This window comes from Paenibacillus sp. MMO-58, from assembly GCF_037146255.1.
Classification (GTDB): Bacteria; Bacillota; Bacilli; order Paenibacillales; family Paenibacillaceae; genus Pristimantibacillus.
In genome coordinates, this window is sequence record NZ_JBBCVY010000002.1 from 58,193 (window position 1) to 81,527 (window position 23,335).

At 53.5% G+C, this 23,335-nt stretch carries 24 protein-coding genes and 1 riboswitch; of the genes, 3 read left to right on the forward strand and 21 right to left on the reverse strand.

Features of this window, described 5'->3' with window-relative positions:
* Window positions 1–15: 15 nt before the first annotated feature.
* Window positions 16–840 (reverse strand): hypothetical protein, encoded by an 825-nt coding sequence (locus WFJ73_RS06000; protein ID WP_336772190.1) that lies wholly within the window; start codon window positions 838–840, stop codon window positions 16–18.
* A 30-nt stretch (window positions 841–870) separates the two neighbouring features.
* Window positions 871–1,818 (reverse strand): magnesium/cobalt transporter CorA, encoded by a 948-nt coding sequence (corA, locus tag WFJ73_RS06005; RefSeq protein ID WP_336772191.1) that lies wholly within the window; start codon window positions 1,816–1,818, stop codon window positions 871–873.
* Between the two features lie 125 nt (window positions 1,819–1,943).
* Here corA and gluQRS point away from each other — a divergent pair, with 125 nt between their 5' ends.
* The gene (gluQRS, locus tag WFJ73_RS06010) at window positions 1,944–2,912 is read left to right on the forward strand and encodes a tRNA glutamyl-Q(34) synthetase GluQRS (protein WP_336772192.1); all 969 of its coding nucleotides are present in this window, start codon (window positions 1,944–1,946) and stop codon (window positions 2,910–2,912) included.
* 61 nt (window positions 2,913–2,973) lie between these two features.
* Here the strand turns inward: gluQRS and WFJ73_RS06015 are convergent, their stop codons facing one another.
* The 16 genes from WFJ73_RS06015 to lepB form a co-directional block, all read right to left on the reverse strand.
* Window positions 2,974–3,684: an adenosylcobinamide amidohydrolase gene (locus WFJ73_RS06015; protein ID WP_336772193.1), complete on the reverse strand. Its 711-nt coding sequence runs from the start codon at window positions 3,682–3,684 to the stop codon at window positions 2,974–2,976.
* Window positions 3,681–4,772 (reverse strand): threonine-phosphate decarboxylase CobD, encoded by a 1,092-nt coding sequence (cobD, locus tag WFJ73_RS06020; RefSeq protein WP_336772194.1) that lies wholly within the window; start codon window positions 4,770–4,772, stop codon window positions 3,681–3,683. Before cobD ends, WFJ73_RS06015 begins: the two co-directional genes overlap by 4 nt.
* 21 nt (window positions 4,773–4,793) lie before the next feature.
* Entirely contained in the window at window positions 4,794–5,606 is an 813-nt protein-coding gene (gene cobS, locus WFJ73_RS06025; protein WP_336772195.1) for an adenosylcobinamide-GDP ribazoletransferase, read from the reverse strand.
* On the reverse strand, window positions 5,588–6,568 hold the full coding sequence (cbiB, locus tag WFJ73_RS06030) for an adenosylcobinamide-phosphate synthase CbiB (protein ID WP_336772196.1): 981 nt from the start codon (window positions 6,566–6,568) through the stop codon (window positions 5,588–5,590). The genes cobS and cbiB overlap by 19 nt, the downstream gene beginning before the upstream one ends.
* Window positions 6,565–7,173, reverse strand: coding sequence for a bifunctional adenosylcobinamide kinase/adenosylcobinamide-phosphate guanylyltransferase (gene cobU / locus WFJ73_RS06035; RefSeq protein WP_336772197.1), 609 nt, complete (start codon window positions 7,171–7,173; stop codon window positions 6,565–6,567). Before cobU ends, cbiB begins: the two co-directional genes overlap by 4 nt.
* Before the next feature lie 11 nt (window positions 7,174–7,184).
* The gene (gene cobT / locus WFJ73_RS06040) at window positions 7,185–8,252 is read right to left on the reverse strand and encodes a nicotinate-nucleotide--dimethylbenzimidazole phosphoribosyltransferase (RefSeq protein WP_336773069.1); all 1,068 of its coding nucleotides are present in this window, start codon (window positions 8,250–8,252) and stop codon (window positions 7,185–7,187) included.
* Window positions 8,253–8,278: 26 nt separating this feature from the next.
* Entirely contained in the window at window positions 8,279–9,085 is an 807-nt protein-coding gene (locus tag WFJ73_RS06045; protein WP_336772198.1) for a heme ABC transporter ATP-binding protein, read from the reverse strand.
* Window positions 9,085–10,119, reverse strand: coding sequence for a FecCD family ABC transporter permease (locus WFJ73_RS06050; protein WP_336772199.1), 1,035 nt, complete (start codon window positions 10,117–10,119; stop codon window positions 9,085–9,087). The genes WFJ73_RS06045 and WFJ73_RS06050 overlap by 1 nt, the downstream gene beginning before the upstream one ends.
* Window positions 10,120–11,103, reverse strand: coding sequence for an ABC transporter substrate-binding protein (locus WFJ73_RS06055; RefSeq protein WP_336772200.1), 984 nt, complete (start codon window positions 11,101–11,103; stop codon window positions 10,120–10,122).
* A gap of 171 nt (window positions 11,104–11,274) precedes the next feature.
* A riboswitch (cobalamin riboswitch) is annotated at window positions 11,275–11,489 on the reverse strand.
* Window positions 11,490–11,521: 32 nt separating this feature from the next.
* Window positions 11,522–13,756 (reverse strand): heavy metal translocating P-type ATPase, encoded by a 2,235-nt coding sequence (locus WFJ73_RS06060; RefSeq protein ID WP_336772201.1) that lies wholly within the window; start codon window positions 13,754–13,756, stop codon window positions 11,522–11,524.
* 145 nt (window positions 13,757–13,901) lie between these two features.
* Entirely contained in the window at window positions 13,902–14,210 is a 309-nt protein-coding gene (locus tag WFJ73_RS06065) for a rhodanese-like domain-containing protein (RefSeq protein ID WP_201000397.1), read from the reverse strand.
* Between the two features lies 1 nt (window position 14,211).
* Window positions 14,212–14,592 (reverse strand): DnaJ family domain-containing protein, encoded by a 381-nt coding sequence (locus WFJ73_RS06070; RefSeq protein WP_336772202.1) that lies wholly within the window; start codon window positions 14,590–14,592, stop codon window positions 14,212–14,214.
* A 106-nt stretch (window positions 14,593–14,698) separates the two neighbouring features.
* On the reverse strand, window positions 14,699–15,010 hold the full coding sequence (locus WFJ73_RS06075; RefSeq protein WP_317981937.1) for a YbjQ family protein: 312 nt from the start codon (window positions 15,008–15,010) through the stop codon (window positions 14,699–14,701).
* 128 nt (window positions 15,011–15,138) lie between these two features.
* Window positions 15,139–15,465 (reverse strand): YqzG/YhdC family protein, encoded by a 327-nt coding sequence (locus tag WFJ73_RS06080; protein WP_336772203.1) that lies wholly within the window; start codon window positions 15,463–15,465, stop codon window positions 15,139–15,141.
* Window positions 15,466–15,545: 80 nt separating this feature from the next.
* A complete protein-coding gene (locus tag WFJ73_RS06085; protein WP_336773070.1) occupies window positions 15,546–16,355 on the reverse strand; it encodes a VanW family protein in 810 nt (269 codons plus the stop codon).
* Window positions 16,356–16,384: 29 nt separating this feature from the next.
* Window positions 16,385–16,921: a signal peptidase I gene (gene lepB, locus WFJ73_RS06090; RefSeq protein ID WP_336772204.1), complete on the reverse strand. Its 537-nt coding sequence runs from the start codon at window positions 16,919–16,921 to the stop codon at window positions 16,385–16,387.
* Between the two features lie 149 nt (window positions 16,922–17,070).
* Here lepB and WFJ73_RS06095 point away from each other — a divergent pair, with 149 nt between their 5' ends.
* A complete protein-coding gene (locus WFJ73_RS06095; protein WP_336772205.1) occupies window positions 17,071–18,258 on the forward strand; it encodes an MFS transporter in 1,188 nt (395 codons plus the stop codon).
* A gap of 5 nt (window positions 18,259–18,263) precedes the next feature.
* Here WFJ73_RS06095 and WFJ73_RS06100 read toward each other — a convergent pair whose 3' ends face one another.
* The gene (locus WFJ73_RS06100) at window positions 18,264–20,066 is read right to left on the reverse strand and encodes an ATP-binding cassette domain-containing protein (RefSeq protein ID WP_336772206.1); all 1,803 of its coding nucleotides are present in this window, start codon (window positions 20,064–20,066) and stop codon (window positions 18,264–18,266) included.
* The gene (locus WFJ73_RS06105; RefSeq protein ID WP_336772207.1) at window positions 20,063–20,908 is read right to left on the reverse strand and encodes an ATP-binding cassette domain-containing protein; all 846 of its coding nucleotides are present in this window, start codon (window positions 20,906–20,908) and stop codon (window positions 20,063–20,065) included. Before WFJ73_RS06105 ends, WFJ73_RS06100 begins: the two co-directional genes overlap by 4 nt.
* Window positions 20,909–21,021: 113 nt before the next feature.
* On the opposite strand from WFJ73_RS06105, the gene WFJ73_RS06110 reads away from it, so the two are divergent.
* Complete coding sequence (locus WFJ73_RS06110; protein WP_336772208.1) at window positions 21,022–21,639, forward strand: biotin transporter BioY; 618 nt, start codon at window positions 21,022–21,024, stop codon at window positions 21,637–21,639.
* Window positions 21,640–22,044: 405 nt separating this feature from the next.
* On the opposite strand, the gene WFJ73_RS06115 is transcribed toward WFJ73_RS06110, so the two are convergent.
* Window positions 22,045–23,208, reverse strand: a complete 1,164-nt coding sequence (locus WFJ73_RS06115) for an iron-containing alcohol dehydrogenase (protein ID WP_336772209.1) — start codon at window positions 23,206–23,208, stop codon at window positions 22,045–22,047.
* Between the last annotated feature and the right edge of the window lie 127 nt (window positions 23,209–23,335).

A 23,335-nucleotide genomic window follows, 5' to 3' on the forward strand; every position in this document is an offset into this window, starting at 1 on the left:
ATTTAATGGCATGAATTATTTGACCAGTCTGATCATTTGAACCACCGGCCGGTTATCCCCGGTTAATGTTTTTTCCGCTGAACGCAGCTGAGACGAACCGTCCCCGTCAAGAAAAACCCCGTCCACCAGCATGCCTCTGCCAACCTTTTCTACTATCGCATCGCGAAAAGCCTGCATTGAGCCCTTCGAGCTGCTTACAACCAAATAGAGCAATCCCTCTCGGTCATATACGGCCGCAGAACGCAAACGATCATCGTCCGGGTAAGGTGCTTGCTCCGTCTCGATCTGCTCAAGCCAATTCTGATCCTGTCCGAGACTCATGCTTATGCCCCCCTGCGCCCAAAACCTGGTGTGATCCATAATTTTTAAATCGGCTGCTTGGCGTACCACCTGCACGGACAGCTTGTCCGAAGCTCCATCCCAGACTAACGTTCCTCGGGCATATTTGACATTCTCAGCACCCGAGCCATAATCATCCAGAGCCCCATTGACCGGCAGTCCGTCTACTACGGCGATGCTTAGCAGGGAATTCTCATAAAAGAATCCCCCGTTTACTCCATAAAAAGGCGTTAAAGAGATGTTGTTTTGAATGGAGGCTAGAGTGATGTTCGACGGTCTTGTCTCCAGCACGTGAAGCTTCATGCCGTTTGATGCTTTAAGCTCTTCATAGATATAGGCAGACGGAGCATGGGCATCCCGCTTCGGCCCTTCGCTTTTCACTTGCAAGGCGTAGATCATCACAGCAAACAACAGCCCTAACATTAGAAAGATGCCCGCCATGATACCGGCGATTTGCAGCTTTCTTTTCCTATCCAAGCCCGCAACAGATGGATTCTCCATAAAAGACCCCAATCCTTGAAAATTGTTTTTCTAATCAAACCAGCCTTTTCTGCGGAACCAAATGTACATGGCTATACCGATCATGACCATAAATCCGATTAGCCCAAAATATCCCCAATGCCATTTCAACTCCGGCATGTTCTCGAAGTTCATCCCGTAGATCCCGGCCAGAAACGTCAGCGGCATAAAAATCGTCGTAATGACCGTTAACGTCTTCATGATGGCATTCATCCGGTTCGCGTTGTACGACATAAAGCTGTCGCGCAAATCCGATGTCATTTCGCGCGAGGCGTCGGTCATTTCAGTCAGCTTCAGAAGATGGTCGTACACGTCGTGATAGAACGCCAGATAACCTTTTAATCCTTCAATCCGTTCCGTATTCAGTGTTCGATAGAGCAGGTCCCGCATTGGCAGGATCGTCTTGCGGAGACGCAGCAGCCTTGAACGAATGTTGAAGATTTCGTCCATCGTCATTTGATTCGCGCTTTCGCTGCCGATCTCCATATCAAGCACCTGCTCCTCCAGTTCCTGTACGGCAGGGAAATACTCGTCAACTAGCTGGTCGATAACCATGTAAGCCGCAAACAAAAAGCCGTCGTTTCCCAGTTTGGAGGCAGCTTGTATTTTTGCCCATGCTTCGTTAATTTCTTCGGATTGTTTTACGTGATAGGTCACGATAAACCGGGGGCCAATAAATAAATTGACCTCCTCCACGTCCAGGCTGCGCGGATTAACCGAATGCAGCACGAAGAAATGCGTATCGTCATAGTGGTCCAGCTTAGGCCGCTGCAGCAGATGACAACAGTCCTCAATCGCCAGCGGATGAAAATGAAAGTATGTATCGAGAAGCTTTGTCTCCGAGGCTTCCGGCTCGTTGAAATCGACCCAATACCAGTCAAGATCAAGCTTTTTGAGATCATCCAAAGGGATGTCGTTAACCCATGTTTTTTCTTTCGTATAACCTTTTATCCGAATCATAGCCGAATCCTCCAACGTGTTAACCGATTCTCTTATTTTAACGTGTTACAGCCATTCTGTAAAAAAGTTGCGCCGTTCAAAATAGTCATGCTATCATCGGTGTCAATAAAGGAGAGTCGATCGATATGTCGAATATACGCGGACGCTTTGCTCCTACTCCGTCCGGTCTGATGCATGTAGGCAATGCCTGGGCAGCGCTTCTCGCCTGGCTGCAGATCCGCAGCCAAAACGGGCAATTCGTGCTGCGGATGGAAGACATCGACGGTCCGAGATGCCGTCCGGAGCTTGCCTTGCAAGCACTTGCCGATCTTCGATGGCTAGGACTGGATTGGGATGAGGGACCCGATATCGGAGGCCCCCATTCTCCGTATACGCAAAGCGAGCGTATCCCTCTTTATGAAGAGGCATTGGATAAGCTGCTTGCAAGCGATAGGCTGTATCCCTGCTTCTGCAGCCGAGCGGAGCTGCTTGCGGTTGCCAGCGCCCCACACGGGTTATCCTCCGAGGGCCCCGCTTATGCCGGTACATGCCGGCATTTGACGACGGAGCAGCAGCGGGAACGGCGCGAAGTCAAAACCCCTTCCCTGCGCTTTAAAGTTGACGAGGATAGAGCTATTACTTACGAAGACGGTATTGCAGGGACGTTACAATTCCCGCCCGGCGTTGGCGGCGACTTTGTGGTCCGCCGTGCGGACGGTATTATCAGCTATCAGTTAGCCGTCGTTATTGATGATGCCGCCATGGATATTACCGATGTTCTGCGCGGAGCAGACTTGATGGATTCCACTCCGCGCCAGCTGCTCTTGTACGAAGCGCTTGGGCTTCCCGCTCCCCGATTCGCCCATGTGCCCCTTTTGATGGGAGAGGATGGCAAAAGGCTGGCAAAACGGCATGGCGATACCTCAATTGCCGGTTTAAAGGAAGCTGGCGTTGGGCCCGAGCGTATTATAGGCTGGCTAGCTTTTCTTGCCGGGCAAACGGACCGATTCGAGCCCATTGCCGCAACCGAGCTCATCGGGTATTTCGATCAAAGCCGGATCCCCAATGAACCGATTACGATCCGCGAGACCGTGATGAAGCAGCTGTTCAACTAAATGGATCGGCAAAAACACGAGAGCTGGTTCCAGCCCTTCACGCAAGACGTGACTGGCGGAATCAGCTCTCATGTTGTGTCCGGCAAGCCTCATGCACGGTTTCGTAAACTAGGCGTCCAATCGCATTGCCTATGGTTGTGGCTGCTCCCGCATAAGCATGCACAGCCTGATAGGCAGGATTGCCGCTAACCCCAACCACGACGGCGTCCGTCGTCGTACCGGTTGCAATCCGGTTTGTCTCCGGATCCATAAGCTGCAGATCGGCAAGGGCCGCAGCTTTCGCTTCGGCGTACGTAATAATCGCGTTTGTCATCGCCGAATCGGTCATTTGACCATCCACAAGCAGTATCGTATTAATAGTGCCGGAGGAATACGCGGAGAATGTTTCCCTCGGCAAGCCCGCCCTGGCCGCATTCCGGGTTCCCGCCGTCGTCAGGCACAGCAGCTTGAAGCAATCCCCTTCCAGCTCTGCAACGGAAGCATGCGTCAGCTTCGCCGCGGTCAGCAGGCCGATCGTATGCTCCGGATTATAGCCCCATTGCCTCAATTGAGTCGACGTATCACGGGCAGGATCGTTACCGCTGTAATGCAGAGGCACCTTCCAGTTAACGATAACATTCGCCTCGGCCAAGCCTCCGGTATGAATTGCATTGCTTAACGTCCTTAACTTTCCTGGACAACAAATTTCCAGACGTTCTTCCCGATGCGTTATACTTATTCCGCTCCACAACCTCGAAGAATAATGCTGCCCATGCCTGAAAGGCTGACTCATTGCATTGCCGCCTCCCGGAACTTGGACAGAGAGCGCTCCAGCGCCTCCAGCAGCCATTCATTCTGATGGCGGAGCTTCACCGCAAAGCGGCAGTACGACTCATCCAAACCGATAAAATGCGAGGCATCGCGGATGAGAATTCCCATTCGTCCCATTTCGTGCTGCAGACCTGCGGCCGTTAATCCCTGAATATCCGGCAGCCGAACAAGCAAGTAATTCACCTTCCCCGGAATAACCCGGAAGCCAAGCACTTCAAGCTTGCCGATCAGCCAAGGACGCTCCCCCTGCAGCCAATCCATCGTGCGCGCGGCATACTCCTTCTCTTCCAGCACCGCTTCTCCAATCTGCTGTGCCAAGGAATTTACGCTCCAAGGCACTTGAAGTCTGCGCAATTCCGCGATTTTATGTGGGGCTCCTACCATATAGCCTAGACGAATACCCGGTACTGCATAAAATTTGGTCATCGACCGGATGACGAATAACCGCTCATGCACCGCCGCTTCCCTCAGAAGCGTATAGCTCTCTTCCTCCGGCACAAAATCCATAAAGGCTTCGTCAATAACAACCGTTGCGCCGCTATATACCAGCTTCATGATAAGTGCAGGATCCACCAGTTGACCGGTTGGATTGTTAGGCGATCCAATCATATAAAAGGCTGCTTCCGAATTTTCTACCATCGATGAATTTAAAACAAAATTATTATCGGCAGACAACATGATTGGTGTAATTGAACCGCCTGTCTTCATCACCGCGTCACCGTATTCCGTAAAGCATGGATAAGCTAATGCCGTAACGGCCGGGCGAAGCGCCCTCACGACCAAATCGATCAACTCGGCGGCGCCGTTGCCGATCAGAATGGATTGCTCGTCTACGCGATGAAGCTGCGCCAGCTTGGTCCGGAGCCCGCGTACAGCTGGATCCGGATAACGGTCAATCTGCTCCGCATAATGCACCAAGGCGCGTTTAACTCCATCCGGCGGGCCAAACGGATTCATATTCGAGCTGAAATCGATAAATTGCCGGGCCGGGAAGCCGAAGGTTTCTTCCGCCGTCCGTAAATCTCCCCCATGTCCATAGCGTTCAAGCATGGATATCTCCCTCTTCCATTGCTAAATTACGTGAATAGCCAATACTCCCGCAAATAATAATACAGCCTCAACGGCTTCATTCAGCGCACCGTAGGTATCCCCTGTCAAACCGCCAAGCTTGCGGCTGAGCCAAACGGCAAATAGTAATCCCGTAAGTATCGTTAAGACCATACATCCTGCAAGAATTAGCAGGGTTTCCTGCCAAGCCAATCCGTTAAGGGACAAGCACAGAACCGTTACTACGGCAGCTGCGATTAAGCCTGCCGCAACCTGTCGTCCCGAAGCCAGATGGAATAAAGCTCCGATCCCTTCTCCTTGCCGGGCATTCGGCCAGCCCGCGATAGCGGCTCCCATCCACCATCTGCTCCAGACCGGTACGATCACAAGAAGAGATAATGCGCGGCCGCCGTCCTGCTGACCAAACCATTCCGCAAGCAAGGAAAATTTAAAGAGCAGCAGCAGCACCGCCGCGATGACGCCCATAGCCCCAACGCGGCTGTCCTTCATGATCTCCAGCATCCGCTCCCGGGACCGGTGGCTGAGCACGCCGTCTGCCGTATCCATCCATCCGTCCAAGTGCAGACCTCCGCTGAGCGCTGTCCAAATGGCCAGCAGCAGTAAGGCCGCCGGCATAGCGGGGGAGAACAAATCCAACACGGCAAAGCTTCCTGCCAATATCGCACCAATAAGCACACCGGCCGCGGGAAAATAAATAACCGTCCGCGCCAACGTCACCGGTTCAAAAGGTACCGTTACCGGTATAGGAATCCGCGTAAGAAATTGCAGAGCCGCGACGGCTGCCAACGTATGGCGTTTTAACGCAGCAATAACCATAACCCCAACACTCCAGCCATCATAAGAATACTAACCGTGTACAAGAGTCGGACGGAACGGACGATATCATAAGGCTCCATGGCTCTAGTCGGCCACCCCATCCTGGCCCGTTCGCTGGGCTGTCCGAAATAATAATTCAGTCCGCCTAGCTCAATGCCAAGCGCTCCGGCCACGGCGGATTCCGGAATACCGCTGTTTGGACTTGGATGATAACGGGCGAACCGGCGAACGGAAGCCCAGGACCCTGCAGCCGACATTCCTCTATTCAGAAATGCGGCAAGCGTGAGCAGGAGGCCGGTTAGGCGTGCCGGAATATAATTCAACGCATCATCCGTTCGGGCGGAGCACCAACCGAAGTTTACATAATTATCATTACGGTAACCAACCATGGAATCCAGCGTATTTGTTGCCCGGTACAGCATGGCCAGAGGCGCACCGCCGAGGATGGCAAACAAAATAGGCGATACAAACGCATCTACCGTATTTTCCGCTACCGTCTCTACCGCTGCCCGCGAAGCTTCGGATGGTGTGAGGCTTCCCGTATCTCGTCCCACAATATATCCTACGAATTTGCGCGCATCTTCCAATTTGCCGGCAGCAAGAGGACGGTAGACAAGCATGGCCGCATCCTTCAGCCCTTTTACAGCTATCGTGGTAGAGATGAACCAGGCGCTTACTACATATCCCAGCCATGGATGGATCCATGCTGCTGCAGCCGTTACTACCCACATGATGCCATAGGATACGGCTAAAGTAACGATCGTCAAAATAATGCCCCTGCCCTTAATGCGCCTGGCGCCCCGTCCTTCTTCCTTCCTGCGCAAACGCTTCTCGAGTACGCGAATAAGCCGACCGATCCAGATAACGGGATGGGTCGGCCACTTCGGATCGCCGATAATCCAGTCTATGACGATAGCTGCCGCAACAAGCAGCAGCGTTTCCTGCAAAGAATAATAGATCATAAGCTCTCCCACCGAAATTGCAAGGCTTTCAGCTCGACCGGAATGCCGGCGGTCACGAGGAAAACCTTGTCCGACAAGGCAGCCATCCGTTGATTCAACCGTCCGGCTTCATCGCGGAATTTTCTGCCGAGCGGATAAGCCGGCACGATGCCGTCCCCAACTTCATTGGTCACAAGGATAAGCGGATAATTATACTCCTGTACGGCAGCTGACAATTCATTGACCTGTTCATTCAGCCAATCGCGGGCTTTCTCCGCAGCTTCGGATTTTTCCCTTTCCTCCGCCTCCATCAGCACGTTTGTCAGCCATAAGGTTAAGCAATCAACCAATACCACGGGCGGCTTTCCATCCATCCGCTCCAGCTCATAGGCTTCCTTCGCCAGCTGCCGCAGCCTGTCCGGAAGCTCCATCGGCTCCTCAATGGTCGTCCAACGAAAGCCGCCTTGTTCCCGGTTCTGCTGGTGCAAAGCGATCCGTTCCGCCATTTCCTCATCCCAGACCCGGCTGGTCGCCAAATAGATCCCTTGCTCCCCAAGCCGGGCTGCAAGCTTTTCGGCGAAGGAGCTTTTGCCGCTTCTTGCTCCGCCGGTTACCAACATTGCCAACTTCGCCTCACCTACTCCCTGGAAACTCCGGCGCTTGAGAAGGTCGCCATTTCCTGCATCAGCTTTAAGGCGGCATCAACGAAATGGAAGCACAAGACGGCGCCCGTTCCTTCTCCAAGCCGCATATCGAGCTGAATCATCGGAGACAGCCCCATTGACTCCAGTACAACCGCATGCCCTTGTTCCTGGGACAAATGGGAGGCGAACAAATAAGGCTTCGCCTGCTCTGCCAGCCGAACGGCCACCAGAGCGGCAACCGAGGAAATAAACCCGTCAACGACAACCGGACAGCCGTTTGCAGCCGCGCCGATGATAAATCCGGCCAAGCCCGCAATTTCCGCACCGCCTACCTTGGCGAGTACATCAAGCGGATCCGAGGCATTGGGCTTATTAACGGCAATAGCGCGTTTCACGACTTCAATCTTATGCCGCCAGCTTTCATCATTAATGCCGGTTCCCCTGCCAACGGATAATTCGGGCGCTAATCCCGTCAATACGGTTGTCAGAGCCGCGCTTGGGGTCGTGTTGCCGATTCCCATCTCTCCCGTTGCGAACAGCCGGTAGCCTTTTTCAGCTAATTCATTAGCTACTTGAACGCCTGCCATAATAGCCCGAAGCGCTTCCTCCCTGCTCATCGCAGGCTGCTTTGCCATATTGGCAGTTCCTCGAACCACCTTCCGGCTGATCAGCCCCGGATGCTCAAGCTCGGCGTTTACGCCAATATCCACGCAATAGACATCGGCTCCCGCCTGTCGCGCGAGTACGTTTACCGCCGCTCCGCCGCTTAAGAAATTAAGGACCATTTGCGGAGTCACTTCTTGCGGATACGCGCTGACCCCTTCCTCGCACACGCCGTGATCTCCAGCCATCACGACTACCGCTTTGCGGCTCAAATCCGGCCAGAGACTGCCTGAAATCCCGGCTAAGCGAAAAGCAATCTCTTCAAGCTTCCCGAGACTGCCGGTTGGCTTTGTCAGCTGATCGGAATGCGCCTTTGCTTCAATTACAGCCTGTTCCTGGAAAGGTCTGATTCGTTCGATAATCTGTTGTAACTCGGCAGCTAATTCATTTGCCACAATGTTTTCTCCTCTCCGTATGTACAACTCTATGTCATTTCAATTAATCTGCCGGCATCCTGTTGCTTCGGCTGCAATAAAATTTGAGGCGTACCGGTTAAAGGATGCTTCACGATCGATGCCTCCGTCTGATAAACCTCACGAATCAGGTCAACGCTAAGCACCTCCGCAGGAGCACCCGTTGCCGCTATTCCGCCCTTATGCAAGACGAGTATCCGATTGCAATACAGGGAAGCCAAATTCAGATCGTGCAGAACCGCTACAACGGTCAAATTGCGTTCCTGCTGCCACTGCCGTACGGTATCCAGCAGCTGCACTTGATAACCGATATCCAGATATGTCGTTGGCTCATCCAGCAAAATAACCTCCGGCTCCTGCACCACCACCTTCGCTAGAGCTACCCGCTGACGCTCCCCGCCGCTTAGCTGATCAAGAGGCCGGTTCGACAAAGGCGTCAGCCCCATCGAATCCAGCGTGAAATCGATTAGTGCAGAATGATCCTCCCGCTCATCGCCAAACCAATTCTGATAAGGAAAACGTCCCATCTCAACCACTTGACGGACGGTAAAGCCCGCTGGGGGCAACCCGCCTTGCTGCAGCACCGCCAAACGTCTCGCGAGCGCTTTGCGGGAATAATTCGACAGATTCACGCCGGATAAGCTGACATCGCCCGAAGAAGGCTTTGTCACGCCTGATAATAGCTGCAGCAGCGTTGACTTCCCTACGCCGTTTGGCCCGATAATGCCATGAATCCGGCCGGGCTCAAGCTTAAACGAGAGGTTCTCCAGGACAGAACGGCCGTTAACTTTCTTGCTCACTTGTTGAACCGAGATCATTAATAGCCCTCCTGTCCTTTTTTGCGCCGGTACAGCAGATACGCGAAGAATGGCGCGCCTAGTAAAGCGGTTACGACCCCTAGCGGAATTTCTTTCGGGGCAAGGGCTATTCTTGCTAGCGTATCGGACCATAACACGAATATCCCTCCGCCAATCGCCGAGAGCGGAATCAGCAGCCGGTAATCGGGACCAACCATTAACCGGATGAGATGCGGCACAACCAAGCCTACGAACCCGATAACTCCGCTGACCGACACCGCCGCCGCGGTAAGCAGCGTCGAGCCGATCAGAACGATCAGCTTTGTCCGTTCAACCCGGATTCCCAGATGTGCCGCATGCCTCTCGCCAAGCACAAATAGATTCAGCGCTTGTCCGTATGCAAATAAAATCGGCAAGCCAATCACAAGGCACGGAAGCACAATATACACGTCCGCCCAGTTTTTCATAGCCAAAGAGCCCATCAGCCAGAACAGAATCTGGTTAATGACTTCGTCAGACATCGATACCATAAACGATACAAACGCGCCTAAGAAGGATTGAATGATGACACCGGACAGGATCAAAGTCTCAATCTGCATGACGCCTCTGCTGCGCGCCAGGAAAAAGACGCCGAGCAGCGTCAGCGTTCCCGTCATAAAAGCAACAACCGGAATCGTCCATTCGCCCAGCACGGCTTGATAACCAAACAAAATAAGAAAAGCCGCCCCTACCGAGCTGCCGGATGATACCCCTAACGTATACGGATCGGCAAGCGGATTGCGGAGCACGCCTTGAAAGCCCGCTCCGGCAAGCCCGAGACACGCGCCAACAAGCACGCCTAGCAGCACGCGTGACAATCTGACCTGCGTAACAATCGCGATCTCTCCGGTACTCCAATGACTTCCGGCGTCATCCGTCCAAGGAAGCTGATGCCAGAGGATTCCCCATACATCGGCAAACGGGAGCATGGAGGACCCAATCGACAAACTTAGAACGATAGAAACAGCAAGAAGGAGCAAAGCTGCTCCTCCATAGACCGCTAATTTTCTTTTCATCTACTTCACAAGATCCGGGTGAAGAGCTTTCGCAACCTGCAGCAGGGCATCCGCAAGACGCGGACCTACGCGTGAAGTCTCGTCATTGCCAACTTCGAACATCTGCTTGTTCTTCACCGCATCAATCGCATCCCAGCCTGGACGGCTGTTTATTCCGGTAACGATTGGATTCGGATCCTCTCCCAGATCAGGATAAAGGATAATTTCAGGGTTTTGCTTCACGACTTCTTCCGCGCTAACTTCATACCAGCCTGCTTGCGAAGCGCCCACGTTCGTACCGCCGGCAATCGTAAGCAGTTCATCCAGGAACGTGCCGGAACCTACCGTCCAGCCTGGCGAGAATTCCAGGTAAACCAGCTTTTTCGGAGCGTCCTTCACGGCATCCGTCACCTGCTGCTTCACATCGCGCATATGCGTTGCAACTTGCGCAGCTTCCGTGTTCTTATTCATTATTTTACCGATTGTCTCGATTTTGGCAATTGTTTCATCGTAAGTTTTCGGGTCCGTGGCAAGAACCGTAATGTTCAGCTTGCGAAGCTGCTCGACCGCATCGGTATTCATCGAAGAGGAAGCCACTACAAGATCGGGATTAAGAGCCGCGACTGCTTCGATATTGGTCGTCATGTCGCCTACTTTAGGCTTGGACGCCGCTTCCTCCGGATAATTGCTGTAGCTGTCAACGCCGGCAACTTCTTCGCCTGCGCCGACCGCATAAAGAACTTCCGTCTCGCTTGGCGCGAGAGATACGACCTTCGTTGGTGCTTTCTCAAACGTCAATTCCGTTCCCGTAGCATCCGTCACCTTAAACGGATATACCGTCTCCACTGCCGGGCTTTCGGCTGGCTGCTCGCTTTGAACCGGCGATGCCGACGCGTTGGCATTCCCCGTATTCCCCGCATCGTTCGTGTTCGCTTTGTTAGCGCCGCATGCCGCCATAAAGACCAGAATTGCGGTCATCAACATTGCCAGCATTAATTTCGACAATCTTTTGTTTCTCCCAACCATAGTTTCCAAGCACCCCTTCTATTTATCTTGAATCGAAAACAAAAAAAGGCATTCCCGGCAAAGGTGCCGGAAATGCCGGAAGTCCTTTTTGCTTGCGCGCAAAAAAAGACGGTTTCCTTCATTCCAACACTTCCCTAATTCCGCGTAGGTATAGCGTTATGCGAACAGGCAGGTCTCCTGACTTGAAGCAGTAGCGCCAGCGTCTTCCCGAATTTTGCATTCAGTGACGTAAGCTGGCACACGGGTCTAAATAAAATTAGACCGCTTCTTACAGTGGCGGGTCCGTGCCGGATTTTAACCGGACTTCCCTATTAAGCTTGCAAAAGCCTGTCGGCTCCTGCAGCACCTGTTCCATGATTTATTCGTTTTCGACCAACGTAACTATACCACCCATATTCTAGAATTGTCCAGCAGCTCTTCTTAATCTTGCTCCAAGCCTGATCGCGTTACCCACCACCGATACCGAACTGAAGGCCATTGCCGTACCTGCCATCCACGGCTGAAGCATGCCGCAAGCGGCAAACGGAATGATAAGCGCGTTATAGATGAAAGCGAAAGTCAGATTCTGCCGAACATTGCGCACCGTTAGACGGCTGATCAGCAAAGCCTCCGGAATAGCGGTCATCCGGGGCTGGAGAAGCGTAATGTGACCGGCTGTTAATGCCGCATCCGTACCGTCTCCCATCGCGAGGCCTACATCCGCCGCGGCTAGTGCCGGAGCGTCATTCCAGCCGTCCCCGGCCATTCCGACCTTGTAGTCCTGCTCCTTCAGGCGGTCCACCAGCTCCAATTTATCTTCGGGCAGCATATTGGCATAGACCTTTGAAGGATCGATCCCCGCCGTTTGGGCCGCGCTCAAAGCAGGCGCAGGATGATCTCCCGTTGCCAGAACCACGGTTACTCCTGCTTTCCGAAGCTGCGTTACGGCCGGTTTGGCAAAAGCCTTTACCGCATCGATGAAGGATATAGCTCCAATTACTCGATTATTATCCGCTACGTACAGCACCGTTTCCCCAAGCTTCTGGCGTTCTTCCGCGAATCTTTGAATAGTTGGACTGCCGATGCCCCACTTTTTCAGTGCGGCAAACCCGGCATTGCCGATTCCTATTCTCCTCTGCTCTACCGATGCTTCTACCCCTTTGCCTGTCGTATAGGAGAAATCGGTTGCGGCAGGAGGAACCAGGCCGGTCTGCACGGCCTCCGCCCGAATGGCGACGGCTAGCGGATGAGTCGAATTGGCTTCCACGGCGGCTGCAAGCCTCAAGAGTCCCTGCTTGCTCCCCTGCGTAACGTGCATGCTGCCGATCTTCGGTTTTCCTTCCGTTAACGTTCCCGTTTTATCAAGCACAAGCATGTTAAGCTGCGCCAGCCGTTCAAGCGCACCCGCTTCCTTTACCACAATCCCTCTTTTGGCGAGCCGCCCCGAGGCTACGACAAGGGAAATCGGAGTTGCGAGTCCGAGAGCGCATGGGCAAGCCGCCAATACAACCGCGACGGCACAACGGAAGGCCGTCGTCCAATTGCCCGGTTCAACAGCCGAAACCCAAATCACAAACGTACCTAACGAGAGAAGCAGCATCGCCGGTACAAACCAAGCCGATACCGCATCGACCTGCCGCTGAATCAGCGACTTCGAACGTTGCGCCTGCCTGACGAGATCAACAATCCGGCTCAGCATGGTGGCGTAACCGGCAGCGGTTGTACGGATACGGAGGCTGCTGCTTTCATTCCGAGTCCCTGCCCATACTTGGTCGCCGGGGCGCTTGGCAAGCGGAACGCTCTCGCCCGTCAACAAGGACTCGTTAATTTCCGATTCTCCGGTTGCAATAACGCCGTCAACGGGAATAATCTGTCCGGCAGGCACAAGTACGTAATCGTTCTCCCGGACAAACTCCGTCTTGATTTCCATTTCTACGCCGGCCCGCTCCACTTTTACTACCGTATTCAGCAGCTTGCTGTATCCCGAGGCATCCTGCTGCGCGCGCGAAGTAACGGAGGCTTCAATAAACTTGCCAAGCAGCACGGCCGTTATGACGACTGCGGATGTCTCGAAATACAGAGGAACCTCGTGGGCGTACAAAGCGGTCCGATCCGCATTAAATACGAGAAAATGACTGTACAAATAAGCAGCCGAGGTTCCGGTTGCCACCAAGACATCCATATTGGTCGCCCGCGACCGGATGGCGTGATAGGCCCCGATATAGAACGGCAGACCTATGACGAACTGGATAACGGTCGCAAGAACCAGCTGGAGCCACGGATTGGTCAGAAGCTCGGGAAGCTCAATCCGGGCAAACGGAGCCAGATGCTGTACCATCGCCGAGAGCAGAGGCGCAGTTAGAATCATGGAGATGATCAATCTCAGCCGCAGCCGGCTTCGTTCCTTCTCGAAGCCTTCCTTCGCATTTTCGGGCAGATCAGCTTTGAAGCCCAGCTTGGCGATCTGCTGCATGATGGCTGACGGCTCAATCATTCCAGGCTTATATTGCACCCAGGCCGTACGTGCCGAATAGCTGACCGCTACGGCTTCAACGCCTGGCATTTTTCCGACATTCTTCTCTATTCTGGCCGCGCAAGCGGTGCAGCTCATTCCTTGCACGGATAAATCGATCGTAATTCCCTTCTCGTCCATACAGCTCACCCGCCTTCCGCTTGTCCATTCTACCGCCGTAATTGAACAAGCTCCTGCGTTAATCTATATGATTCGAATGGGGGATGTAGAATTAAAAAAGCGTGCTTGAGGGGGCCATTGCCGCCTAACAAGCACGCTTTACCTTTTATTTGCCGTATGCGACATCGCCATTCCAGGCGAGCATGCCTCCGGTCATGTTGGTTACGTTATAGCCTTGGGCATGAAGGAAATCGCAAGCTCTTCCGCTGCGTCCGCCGCTGCGGCAAACCATGATCAGAGCCTGGTCCTTCGGCAGCTCTTCGTAGCGCTCGCCGAATTGCGAGAGAGGAACGCTGACCGCTTCCGCGATATGTCCTGCTTCCCACTCGTCATCTTCGCGCACGTCAATCAGATTCAGCTTCTCGCCGTTTTTCAGGCGCTCTTCAACTTCGGCTGGCGTAATCTCTGGGTACACTTCATTCCACTCCTTCGTATTTCTTCAGAATCTTCGATTCATATTGCTGAAAAACCGGCGATTGCCGGAGTCCGCGCGCTTCCATGAGCATCTTGAACCTCAGCTCTTTCTCCGTCAGCTTCTTCTTGAGAACGGCTTGTTCATCCGGATTCCGGCATAGGCGGATCATGTCGCGGAGGCTGACGATTTCCTTCTTCACAACCATCTCTTCCGGAATCATTCCGGCGTTGCTAAGAAGCTTGTAGGCAACCCGGAGCTCCTCCGGTACATGGGAGTTATCCTCCAGTTCCAGCGGTTTGCCTTTCCCTTTCAGGTCGTCAAACTCGCCTTTCGCCATGGATTCCTTAATCCGCTGCTCTACTAACGAGGACATAAAATCCATGCCTTGCCCGCCTCCTGTCATTGCCCGCCATCCCTAGCGCTTTCTTTAAGCATTGTAACGAAAAAGAAGCCTCCCGGCAATGAGAAGCTTCTTTCCCAACCTTCTATCAGATACGAACAGCCGTGCCGCTGACGGCCACCATCAGCATACCGTCGCGCACGACCTCGTAGTCGATATCAATGCCAACGATCGCATTTGCTCCCATGCGGAAAGCCTGGTTTTTCATTTCTTCAAACGCAACATCCCTTGCTTCCTTCAGCTTGCTCTCGTAAGCCCCTGAACGTCCTCCCACAATATCCGTAATGGATGCGAAAAAGTCGCGGACAACGTTGGCCCCCATAATCGCTTCGCCGGTTACAATGCCGGAATATTCGATAATCGGACGTCCTTCAATCGCTGCGGTTGTTGTTACTAACATAAAATGACCCCTCCCGATAATAGTTAAGCCGATAATAAGAGGAATACGTTGCGTGCGAAAAAACGTTTCATTCAGTACTAAGGAAAATCAGTGCTTGATAAATTTAGGATACGGAGTTGCGGTCGATTTCAGCCGCTGAGCTCCTCAATCCGAACATCTCTTACTTGGCCGGTATCTGCTGCCACAAAAATATGGACGCGTACCCCAAATTCGGCACCGCTGCCTCTAAGCCATAACTTAAACCGCTCTTCCGTCCTGGAATCCGAGGCGGTGAAATGTCCCTCGTATTTGTAATCGATAATATCGGCATCCGGATATTTGTTTGCGGTTTCCTCCATCGCGATTTTACCGTATTTGGCATAAGACGGCTCCGCATACGCCGCTGAAGGCACCGCAATCGCAAATAAAGCGACAATCACCATATAGATCAATAGTCTGCCTTTTTTGAATCCCATACTGCCACCTCCCTGACCACATTTTTGGTACTCCCGTTAGTGTGGCTGTTCGCGGAGGCGGGCATACATGCTATTCTATTTCACACGGGTTCAAGCATAGGGGCATACATCATAACGGCTTCATTGCCCGTCACGAACTCCTCGTCCAGCAGCTCCCCTTCATCCAGCGCGTATTTCCTGCGATAGATCGAATTGCTTCTGACGTAACCGCCCCATGGCTTCAGCTCGATCCGGTGATCCTTTTCCACGACTTCATACCGGTAATTCACCGGAAGAGAAGAGCGCCACTCGCCAACCAGCTTCTCTTCCGTAAGACCTACGATCAGCTGAAAAGGCTGCTGCGTCGGATTATGGATCTGCAGATCCAGATAATTGTATGCACAGGTTGCCCCGCTTCCGAATGGCTGCGTCCGCCCGGCGTCCGGAAAGACATCATAGCTGTGCCTGTGCCGCTCAGTGACCTGCAGTGGGGTATGCAGCGTCATCCAATAGATGAGATTGGACATCTGGCATAACCCGCCGCCTATTCCGGACTTATATCCGCCATAAAATAAAATCATGCCGTCCACATAACCCTTCCTTCTTGTCGGTTTGCCTATGGCCCGCCAATAGGAGAAGGTTTCGCCGGGCATCAATACGATGCCATTCAACTTCTCTGCCGCCAGCCGCAAATTGATCACTTTGTTGGTCTGCAGCCACATGTCTACATTTCGAAGCTGTCTCCTAAGAGGAGTTGCGTGAGTGAATACCACATACGGCAAGGACAGATCATTATTGATTCGCGCTAGCTTTCCGGCGCTGAACAGCCATTTTACCCGCCTTTTATTCGTAAACCACCATTTACCCGCCTGCAGTCGCAGGTACGAACGTTTGACGGGCCGATGCTGCATCTGATTATTCAACTTCCCTCTTCTCTCCTTTACAGAAGTCCAATTTTGTTAAGCGGCCATATCCGGTATACTGCCTTCCCTTCAATGCTGGAAAAGGCAATCGGCCCGATTGACCGGCTGTCGACGCTATGCTCGCGGTTGTCGCCAAGAACAAAAAGCTCTTTCCGGGCAACCGTGTAAGGGAATTGCATCCCGCCCGGCTTCGTTATCCCTTCGGTGTAAGTCTCATTTAGCTGCTGCCCGTTCAAGACGACCATTCCTTCCCGGACATCGATAACATCGCCTGGCACGCCTATGACTCTTTTCACCAAACGCAAGGGGCTCTCCGGACCATGGATAATAACGATATCTCCACGCTCCGGGGATTTGAAACGGTAGGACCATTTGTTTTCGATCAGGCGCTGGCCTTCCACAAGCGTTTTTTGCATCGAGATATTATGTACCTCTGCCTGCGCGTAAACATAGTTTTGGAACAGCAAGGCGATGATGATGGCAGCCGTAAGCGAAATCAGCCACTCTCTCAGCTCACGCAGCAACTTGCGTTTCCCGGTTAGTTGATCATCCATTACCTGGCACTCCTTGAATAAATAGGAATTCAACATAACCATCACCTATAACGTTTTCGCCCGGCAAAAAGTTACCTGAGGCCAAAAAATACCGTGACAGGTGCGTGGCATGTCTTATAAAGTAGATTTATATGAGGGAGGTAGCCAGAATGGAACCATCAACACGATCGCAGCGACTACTTTTTATGACGGTAACGTTAATGTTCTGGATTGCGATGTATACATACGTGCCGACTTTGTCGCCTTATTTGAGCTCGAGAGGGCTTTCGCTTGATTTAATCGGGGTTGTGCTTGGCAGTTATGGCTTTGTCCAGCTGTTAATCCGTTTTCCGCTAGGGATGTTGTCGGACCGCTACGGTAAAAGAAAGCCATTTATCCTGCTCGGCATGCTTGCCGCCAGTGTCAGCTGTCTTCTGTTCATCATTCCGGGAAGCTGGCTGTGGCCGCTTGCGGGGCGAGCGATGGCGGGGTTATGCGCATCGACTTGGGTTGCTTTTACGGTGATGTACGCGAATTATTTCGCGGCGGAGGATGCCACGAAGGCGATGGGAAATATTAGCGTAATGACCGTGTCCGGCCAAATGATCGGGATGCTGTTAAGCGGCTGGATGTCCGAGGGATTTGGAGCGGATGCTCCTTTTGTGCTTGGGGCGGTAATCGGAGCATTGGGGCTTTTGCTGGCGCTTATCATTCACGAGCCGGCCAAACCGCTTCATGAGCGGAGCGGAATATCGTTCTCGAAGATTCAAAGCGTAATCCGGACGAAGCTGCTGCTGCAGGTCGCCCTGCTCTCTTTGCTCGCGCATTGCGTGCTGTTCATTACGATGTTCGGATTTACGCCGTTAAAAGCGGAGGACATGGGCGGCAGCGGACTCGAGCTTACGTTACTCGTATTCGCTTTTATGGCGCCGCATGCCCTCGCTTCCATGTTTACGGCCAGATGGTTTGCGCCGCGCTTCGGTAATTGGACGACGATTGGCACCGGATTTATTCTAAGCGCCATCTGCACCGTCTCGATCTGCTATGTGCATTCCATCTGGGTTCTTATGCTTACGCAAATGATTAACGGATTTGCGCAGGGCTTGCATATCCCTCTTCTGCTTGGGCTTGCGATCCGAGACGTGGATCCTCCCGGCCGCGCTACCGCTATGGGTCTGTACCAGGCGGTCTACGCGGCAGGCATGTTCGCCGGACCATTTCTTGCGGGCTGGCTGAACGAAAGCTGGGGGTTAAACAGCGGGTTTGCGCTTGGCGGGATGTTTGGTTTTATCGCCGCCGTGCTTTGTCTGGTCTATTACCGTTCGGATCGCAAATTAATTAAGTCCATTAACAATTAATGCTATTATCTAATTAAAAAAAGAATGATTGCAGCGGCAGCCGCAGAGATAACGATGCCGATATCCTCCCTGCTGAACTTCAATCTCAGCCCTTGCGTTGGCTTCGCAAGCGGATGACCGATCCCGCGGGCTTCAAGCGCATCCGCCATTTGCTCAGCCATGCGCAGCAAGGAACGGATGTAGGGCACCATGGCAGGCAGCAGCATCCGGAACGGAAGCGAACGGGCGGCCGTTGTGACTTTACCCCGCGCATGCGCGATCTTCACGTAACGCTCCCATTCCCCCGCAAGCAGCGGTATAAAGCGGAAAATCAGGGTTACCGTAAGCGCGATGGACATCACGGGGACTTTGAACCGGCTCAGCCAGCCAAACGTCTGCTCCAAGCTTCGCTGGACTCGCAGCGGCGTCACGAGCCCCATAAGAGGCAGCCCTAGCATCATTACAAGCAGCAAACCGCTGAAGCGCTGGATGGTCTGAAGGGCGGCTTCCCAATCAAAGGTAAATGGCGCAAAATGCACGCCCGAAATAATGGCGATTACCGCCGTCATGATGACGTAGGCCCGGATGGCTTTCATCCAGGGCCTTATTTGTGCCCGCAGCGGGATGATCACCGCAAGGGAAATGGCCGTTGCAACAGCCAGCCCCGCCCAGCTGTGCTGGAGCAGGATGGTTGTGGCGAGCAAGAGGTAAGCGGCGATTAACGCCCTCGGATCGAACCTCGCAGCGAGCGCAGCCGCTGCAGGCGGAGCCGTAGCGGGCGGAGCCAATGCGAGCGGAGCCGTAGCAGGCGGAGCCGTAGCAGGCGGAGCCGTAGCAGGCGGAGCCGTAGCGGGCGGAGCCGCAGCGGGCGGAGCCTGTGGCTCCGGCGCAAGTGCTGCTGCCGATGTTGGTGCAGCAGCACTTGCGGCAGCGGCTCGCAAGGACGGGCGTTCCGCCGTCCTTGCGCCGTGGGCGGCGCGCTGCGCCGCCAGCAGCGCCGCGAGCTCGCGCGGCGCCGGCCACGGCGCGCCGCCTGGCGCAGCCGGCGGCGCAAAGCCTGTCGCGCGCAGCTGCGCCAGCGCGCGCTGCGCCTGCGGCGCGGCGGCGTCTGCGGCGTGGTGCTCCGCCCACGACGCCGCGGGAGCCGCTTCGCGGACGGAGCCGCCGGCAAGCACGGCGACCTCGTCCGCGAGCGGCAGCAGCGCGTCGAGGTCGTGCGTGGCCACGACCGCTCCGCGCCCCGCCGCCCTATGCGCGTCAAGGATCGCGCATAAGCGGCGGATGCCGTCGGCGTCTAACCCCGCCGTCGGCTCGTCGAGCAGCAGCCATTCCGGCTCGCATGCCATCAGGCAGGCCATGGCAAGCCTCCGCTGCTGCCCGCCGCTTAGCGTCCAAGGATCGCGCTCCAGCAGCTCCCTAGGCAGTCCCGCCTGCTCCATTGCTTTTTGTATGCGGCTTTCCTTCTCTTCCGTCTGCAGTCCATAAGGTTTCAAGGAGTAGTCGAACTCTTCCCTTACCGTCGATGCGAACCATTGCGATTCGGATTGTTGAAGGGCAATGCCGGTTCTCATCACAATCGTTTTATTCAACCGCTGCTTTTTCCCCATGTTGGTCCAAAGCGATTCGTTGCCTTGATCGATTTGCCCGCCGGTTAAACGCCGCAAACCCGCCATTGTCTCCAGCAGCGTTGATTTGCCCGAACCGTTGTGACCAACAAGCAAAGTAATCGCTCCTTTACGGAAGGTCAGGTTAATTTCGCTTAACAGCAGCTTGTCCGGCTCATTGGCCGCGGCAACCGCTACCTGCTTTAGCTTCCAATCTCCCGTCATACCGCTGTCACCGCCTTCGCAAGCATCTCGGGCGTCATAGGCAGCGGATCAAGCTTTACCCCAAGCTTCTCAAGCTCCCAGGCCGTCTGAATAACGTAAGGAGCAGAAAAGCCCAGCTTCTCGCATGGACTGCTTTCCCCGGCAGAACGTCGCTCGAACAGCCGTTCCGCCGTTCCATCGAACCGGAGCTCTCCTTGCTCCAGCGCCAGGACACGGTCGCCGGCAGCAAGCTCCTCCAGCTTTTGCGTAATCCAGATGACCGTTACCCCGCGGTTGTTCAGCTCTCTAACCTTTTCCATCACATAGATACAAGCTTCCGGGTCCAGCATTGCCGTTACTTCATCCAGAATCAGCATCGGGGTCTGGACGGCAAGGCAGCCCGCAATTGCCGTCAGCTGCTTCTGTCCGCCGGACAACGATTCCACCGGTTGATGCATGCGGGCATGCAGACCAGTCTGACGAAGGGCATCCTCCGAGAGAGCCGCTATCCCGTTTCCTTCTACGCCATGCTGCTCCAGCATCATCACGACATCTTCCCAGGGAGTAGAACCCACCATGGAAGCATCCGGCTGCTGCAGCACCATTGGAACCTGACCCGTTATGAACCGCGATTGATCCTTCTTAACCTTGCCTTCCACCTGAAAAGCGCCAAAACCGGCGATCAGCCTCGCCAGCGTGCTTTTCCCGCTTCCGTTTCTGCCAATCAGGTTAATCCATTCGCCCTCAGCTATCGTTAACGTCACATTGCGCAACAGAAATGGCTGGGCCTTCATTTGCTCCCCGTATGTAAGCGGCTTGACTGACACCTTGGTCAGCTCTGCCAAATTTTTTTCCGAAAACATTCCTTCAACCTCTTCCCCAAATGAAAAAGCTGTGCTAAAATCCGATTTGTTAACCTAAATAAACTATAAACGGTTAACATTTAAAACGCAATCACTAAAGGAGTCGATCCGCCATGCGCACCAGCAGTAATATTCGAAGCACCGTATTTATCGCCTTATTCGCCGCTCTCTTTATTGTAATGAGCGCCATTCAGATCAAAGTTGGTTCCTATGTGCCTATTACCCTTCAGACGCTTGCAGTCACGCTTGCCGGCGCCATTCTGGGCCCTCGCAAAAGCTTTATCTCGCTTTGGATCGTCATAGCCCTAACGGCAACCGGCCTTCCTCTATTAAGCGGCAGGGGTGGTCTGGAGACCTTGACCGGGCATACGGGCGGATTTATCTTTGCCTTCCCGTTCAGCGCACTGCTGGTCGGCTTTGCAACGCAAGCCATCTTCCGCAGCGAAGCTCTTATGCGTAACCGGATTGTCGGTTTTATCGCGTTATTTATCGTGTTTGAGCTGTTTGGTTCTTTCCTTACTTATGTACCCGGCGTACCTTGGCTGATGCATGTAACCGGTCTTGATTTTGGCAAAGCCATGACGGCCGGCTGTTATCCTTACCTGCCCGGTGACGCGATCAAATCTTTTGTTGCGGCTGTTATCGTGCTGTCTCTCAAACCATACATTCTTAGAATTCAATCGTCAATCCATTCCGCACAGGACGGCAGCCAGGTTCATACAACGATATAATAAATACTTAAAACAAAAGCGGCTGCGCCAGATCATATCCTGCACAGCCGCTTTTAGCATTCTTATTAATTAACCCCATTAAGGAATGAAAGTCTGCCTTACCGTTCCTTTTCCGTTACCGGCTTCAATTTCGGCATAAGCTCCGTTAACAAAGGTAATCTGAGGAGGAACATGGCCGCAACCAGCTTCAGCATCGGGTGAAGCTATGTTCCAATTCCCGATGAAAACGCGGTTACCCCGATTACGGCTCCTTTTTGAAGCTGCGGATATCGAATCATGCCACTTCCCCTTTCGATCTGCTCTATGGATACGGAAATACGACGTCCATTTAGGAAAACCCTCCATTCCACGGAAAATAAAAAAGGCAGACCAGGTTCGCCTGATCTGCCTATCAACCTTATATCATTAAAGCGATAAACGATAAATCGCGACGACATCTTCCTTCGTCAGCTTGCGGAAGTTGCCGCGGGTACCGCTTCCGGTTGTTTTCTCCGCCATCTCTTCCAGTCGGCTGTCGTCGATCCCGTAATCCGCGAGGCGCGACGGAGCGCCAATCGAATTCCAGAACTCGCGGAGCTTCGCAATTCCTTCACGAGCTACTTCAAGATCGTTACGGCCTTCGGCGTTAACGCCGAATACATTTACCGCGAACTGTTTAAAGCGTGCCACGTTGTCTTCCACCACATAGTTCATCCAGTTCGGGAACAAAATGGCGAGGCCGCCGCCATGAGGAATATCGTACACCGCGGACACCGCATGCTCCATGTCATGGTTCGCCCAGTCGCCGATAACGCCCATCGACAAAGTTCCGTTCAGCGCCATTGTACCGCAATACAGAATCGTCTCGCGCAGCTTCACGTTTGTCAGATCGTTCACTAGACCCGGAGCTGTCGCAATGACGGTGCGCAGAATCGTTTCGCAGAAGCCGTCTTGCACAGGAGTATTCGCATCATGATGGAAATATTGCTCCAAAACGTGAGCCATCATATCTACCATGCCGTAGACGGTATGATCTTTTGGTGCGCTAGCCGTAAATACCGGATCAAGGATGGAGAACGTCGGATAAGCCAGCACGTTGCCCCAGCCATGCTTCTCAAGCGTTTCTTGATTGGTAATAACCGAACCGGAGTTCATCTCGGAGCCCGTTGCCGCAAGCGTAAGCACAGTGCCAAGCGGAAGAGCTGCTTCCGGCTTTGCTTTGCGCGTTACGACATCCCAGAAGCTGCCCTCGTATTTCGCCGAAATTATAATTGCTTTCGCGCAGTCAATCGTGCTGCCGCCGCCGACAGCCAGCACCCAGTCGATCGACTCGGAGCGGCATAACTCGGCTCCGCGATGGACCGTCGACAGACGCGGGTTAGGTTCAACGCCGCTCAATTCGGTAACCGTACAACCCGCTTCATCCAGCTTTGCGAGTACTTGCTCGTAAAGACCGTTTCGCTTAATGCTTCCTCCGCCGTAAACAAGCAGAACGCGTTTGCCAAGCTTAGCCGCTTCGAGGGGAAGCTGCTTCAACTGCCCTTCACCAAAGTGAAGGCGAGTCGGATTATAGTATGTAAATGGATTCATGTCGTATTTCTCCTATTCTAATTGGTTTTTAGGGCTTACATGCTCCGACAGTTCATTTTGGCACATTCTCGGGGATATTATGAGAGTTCGCCAAAAAAATAGGGAAAAATAAAGAGAAGCGTTCTGA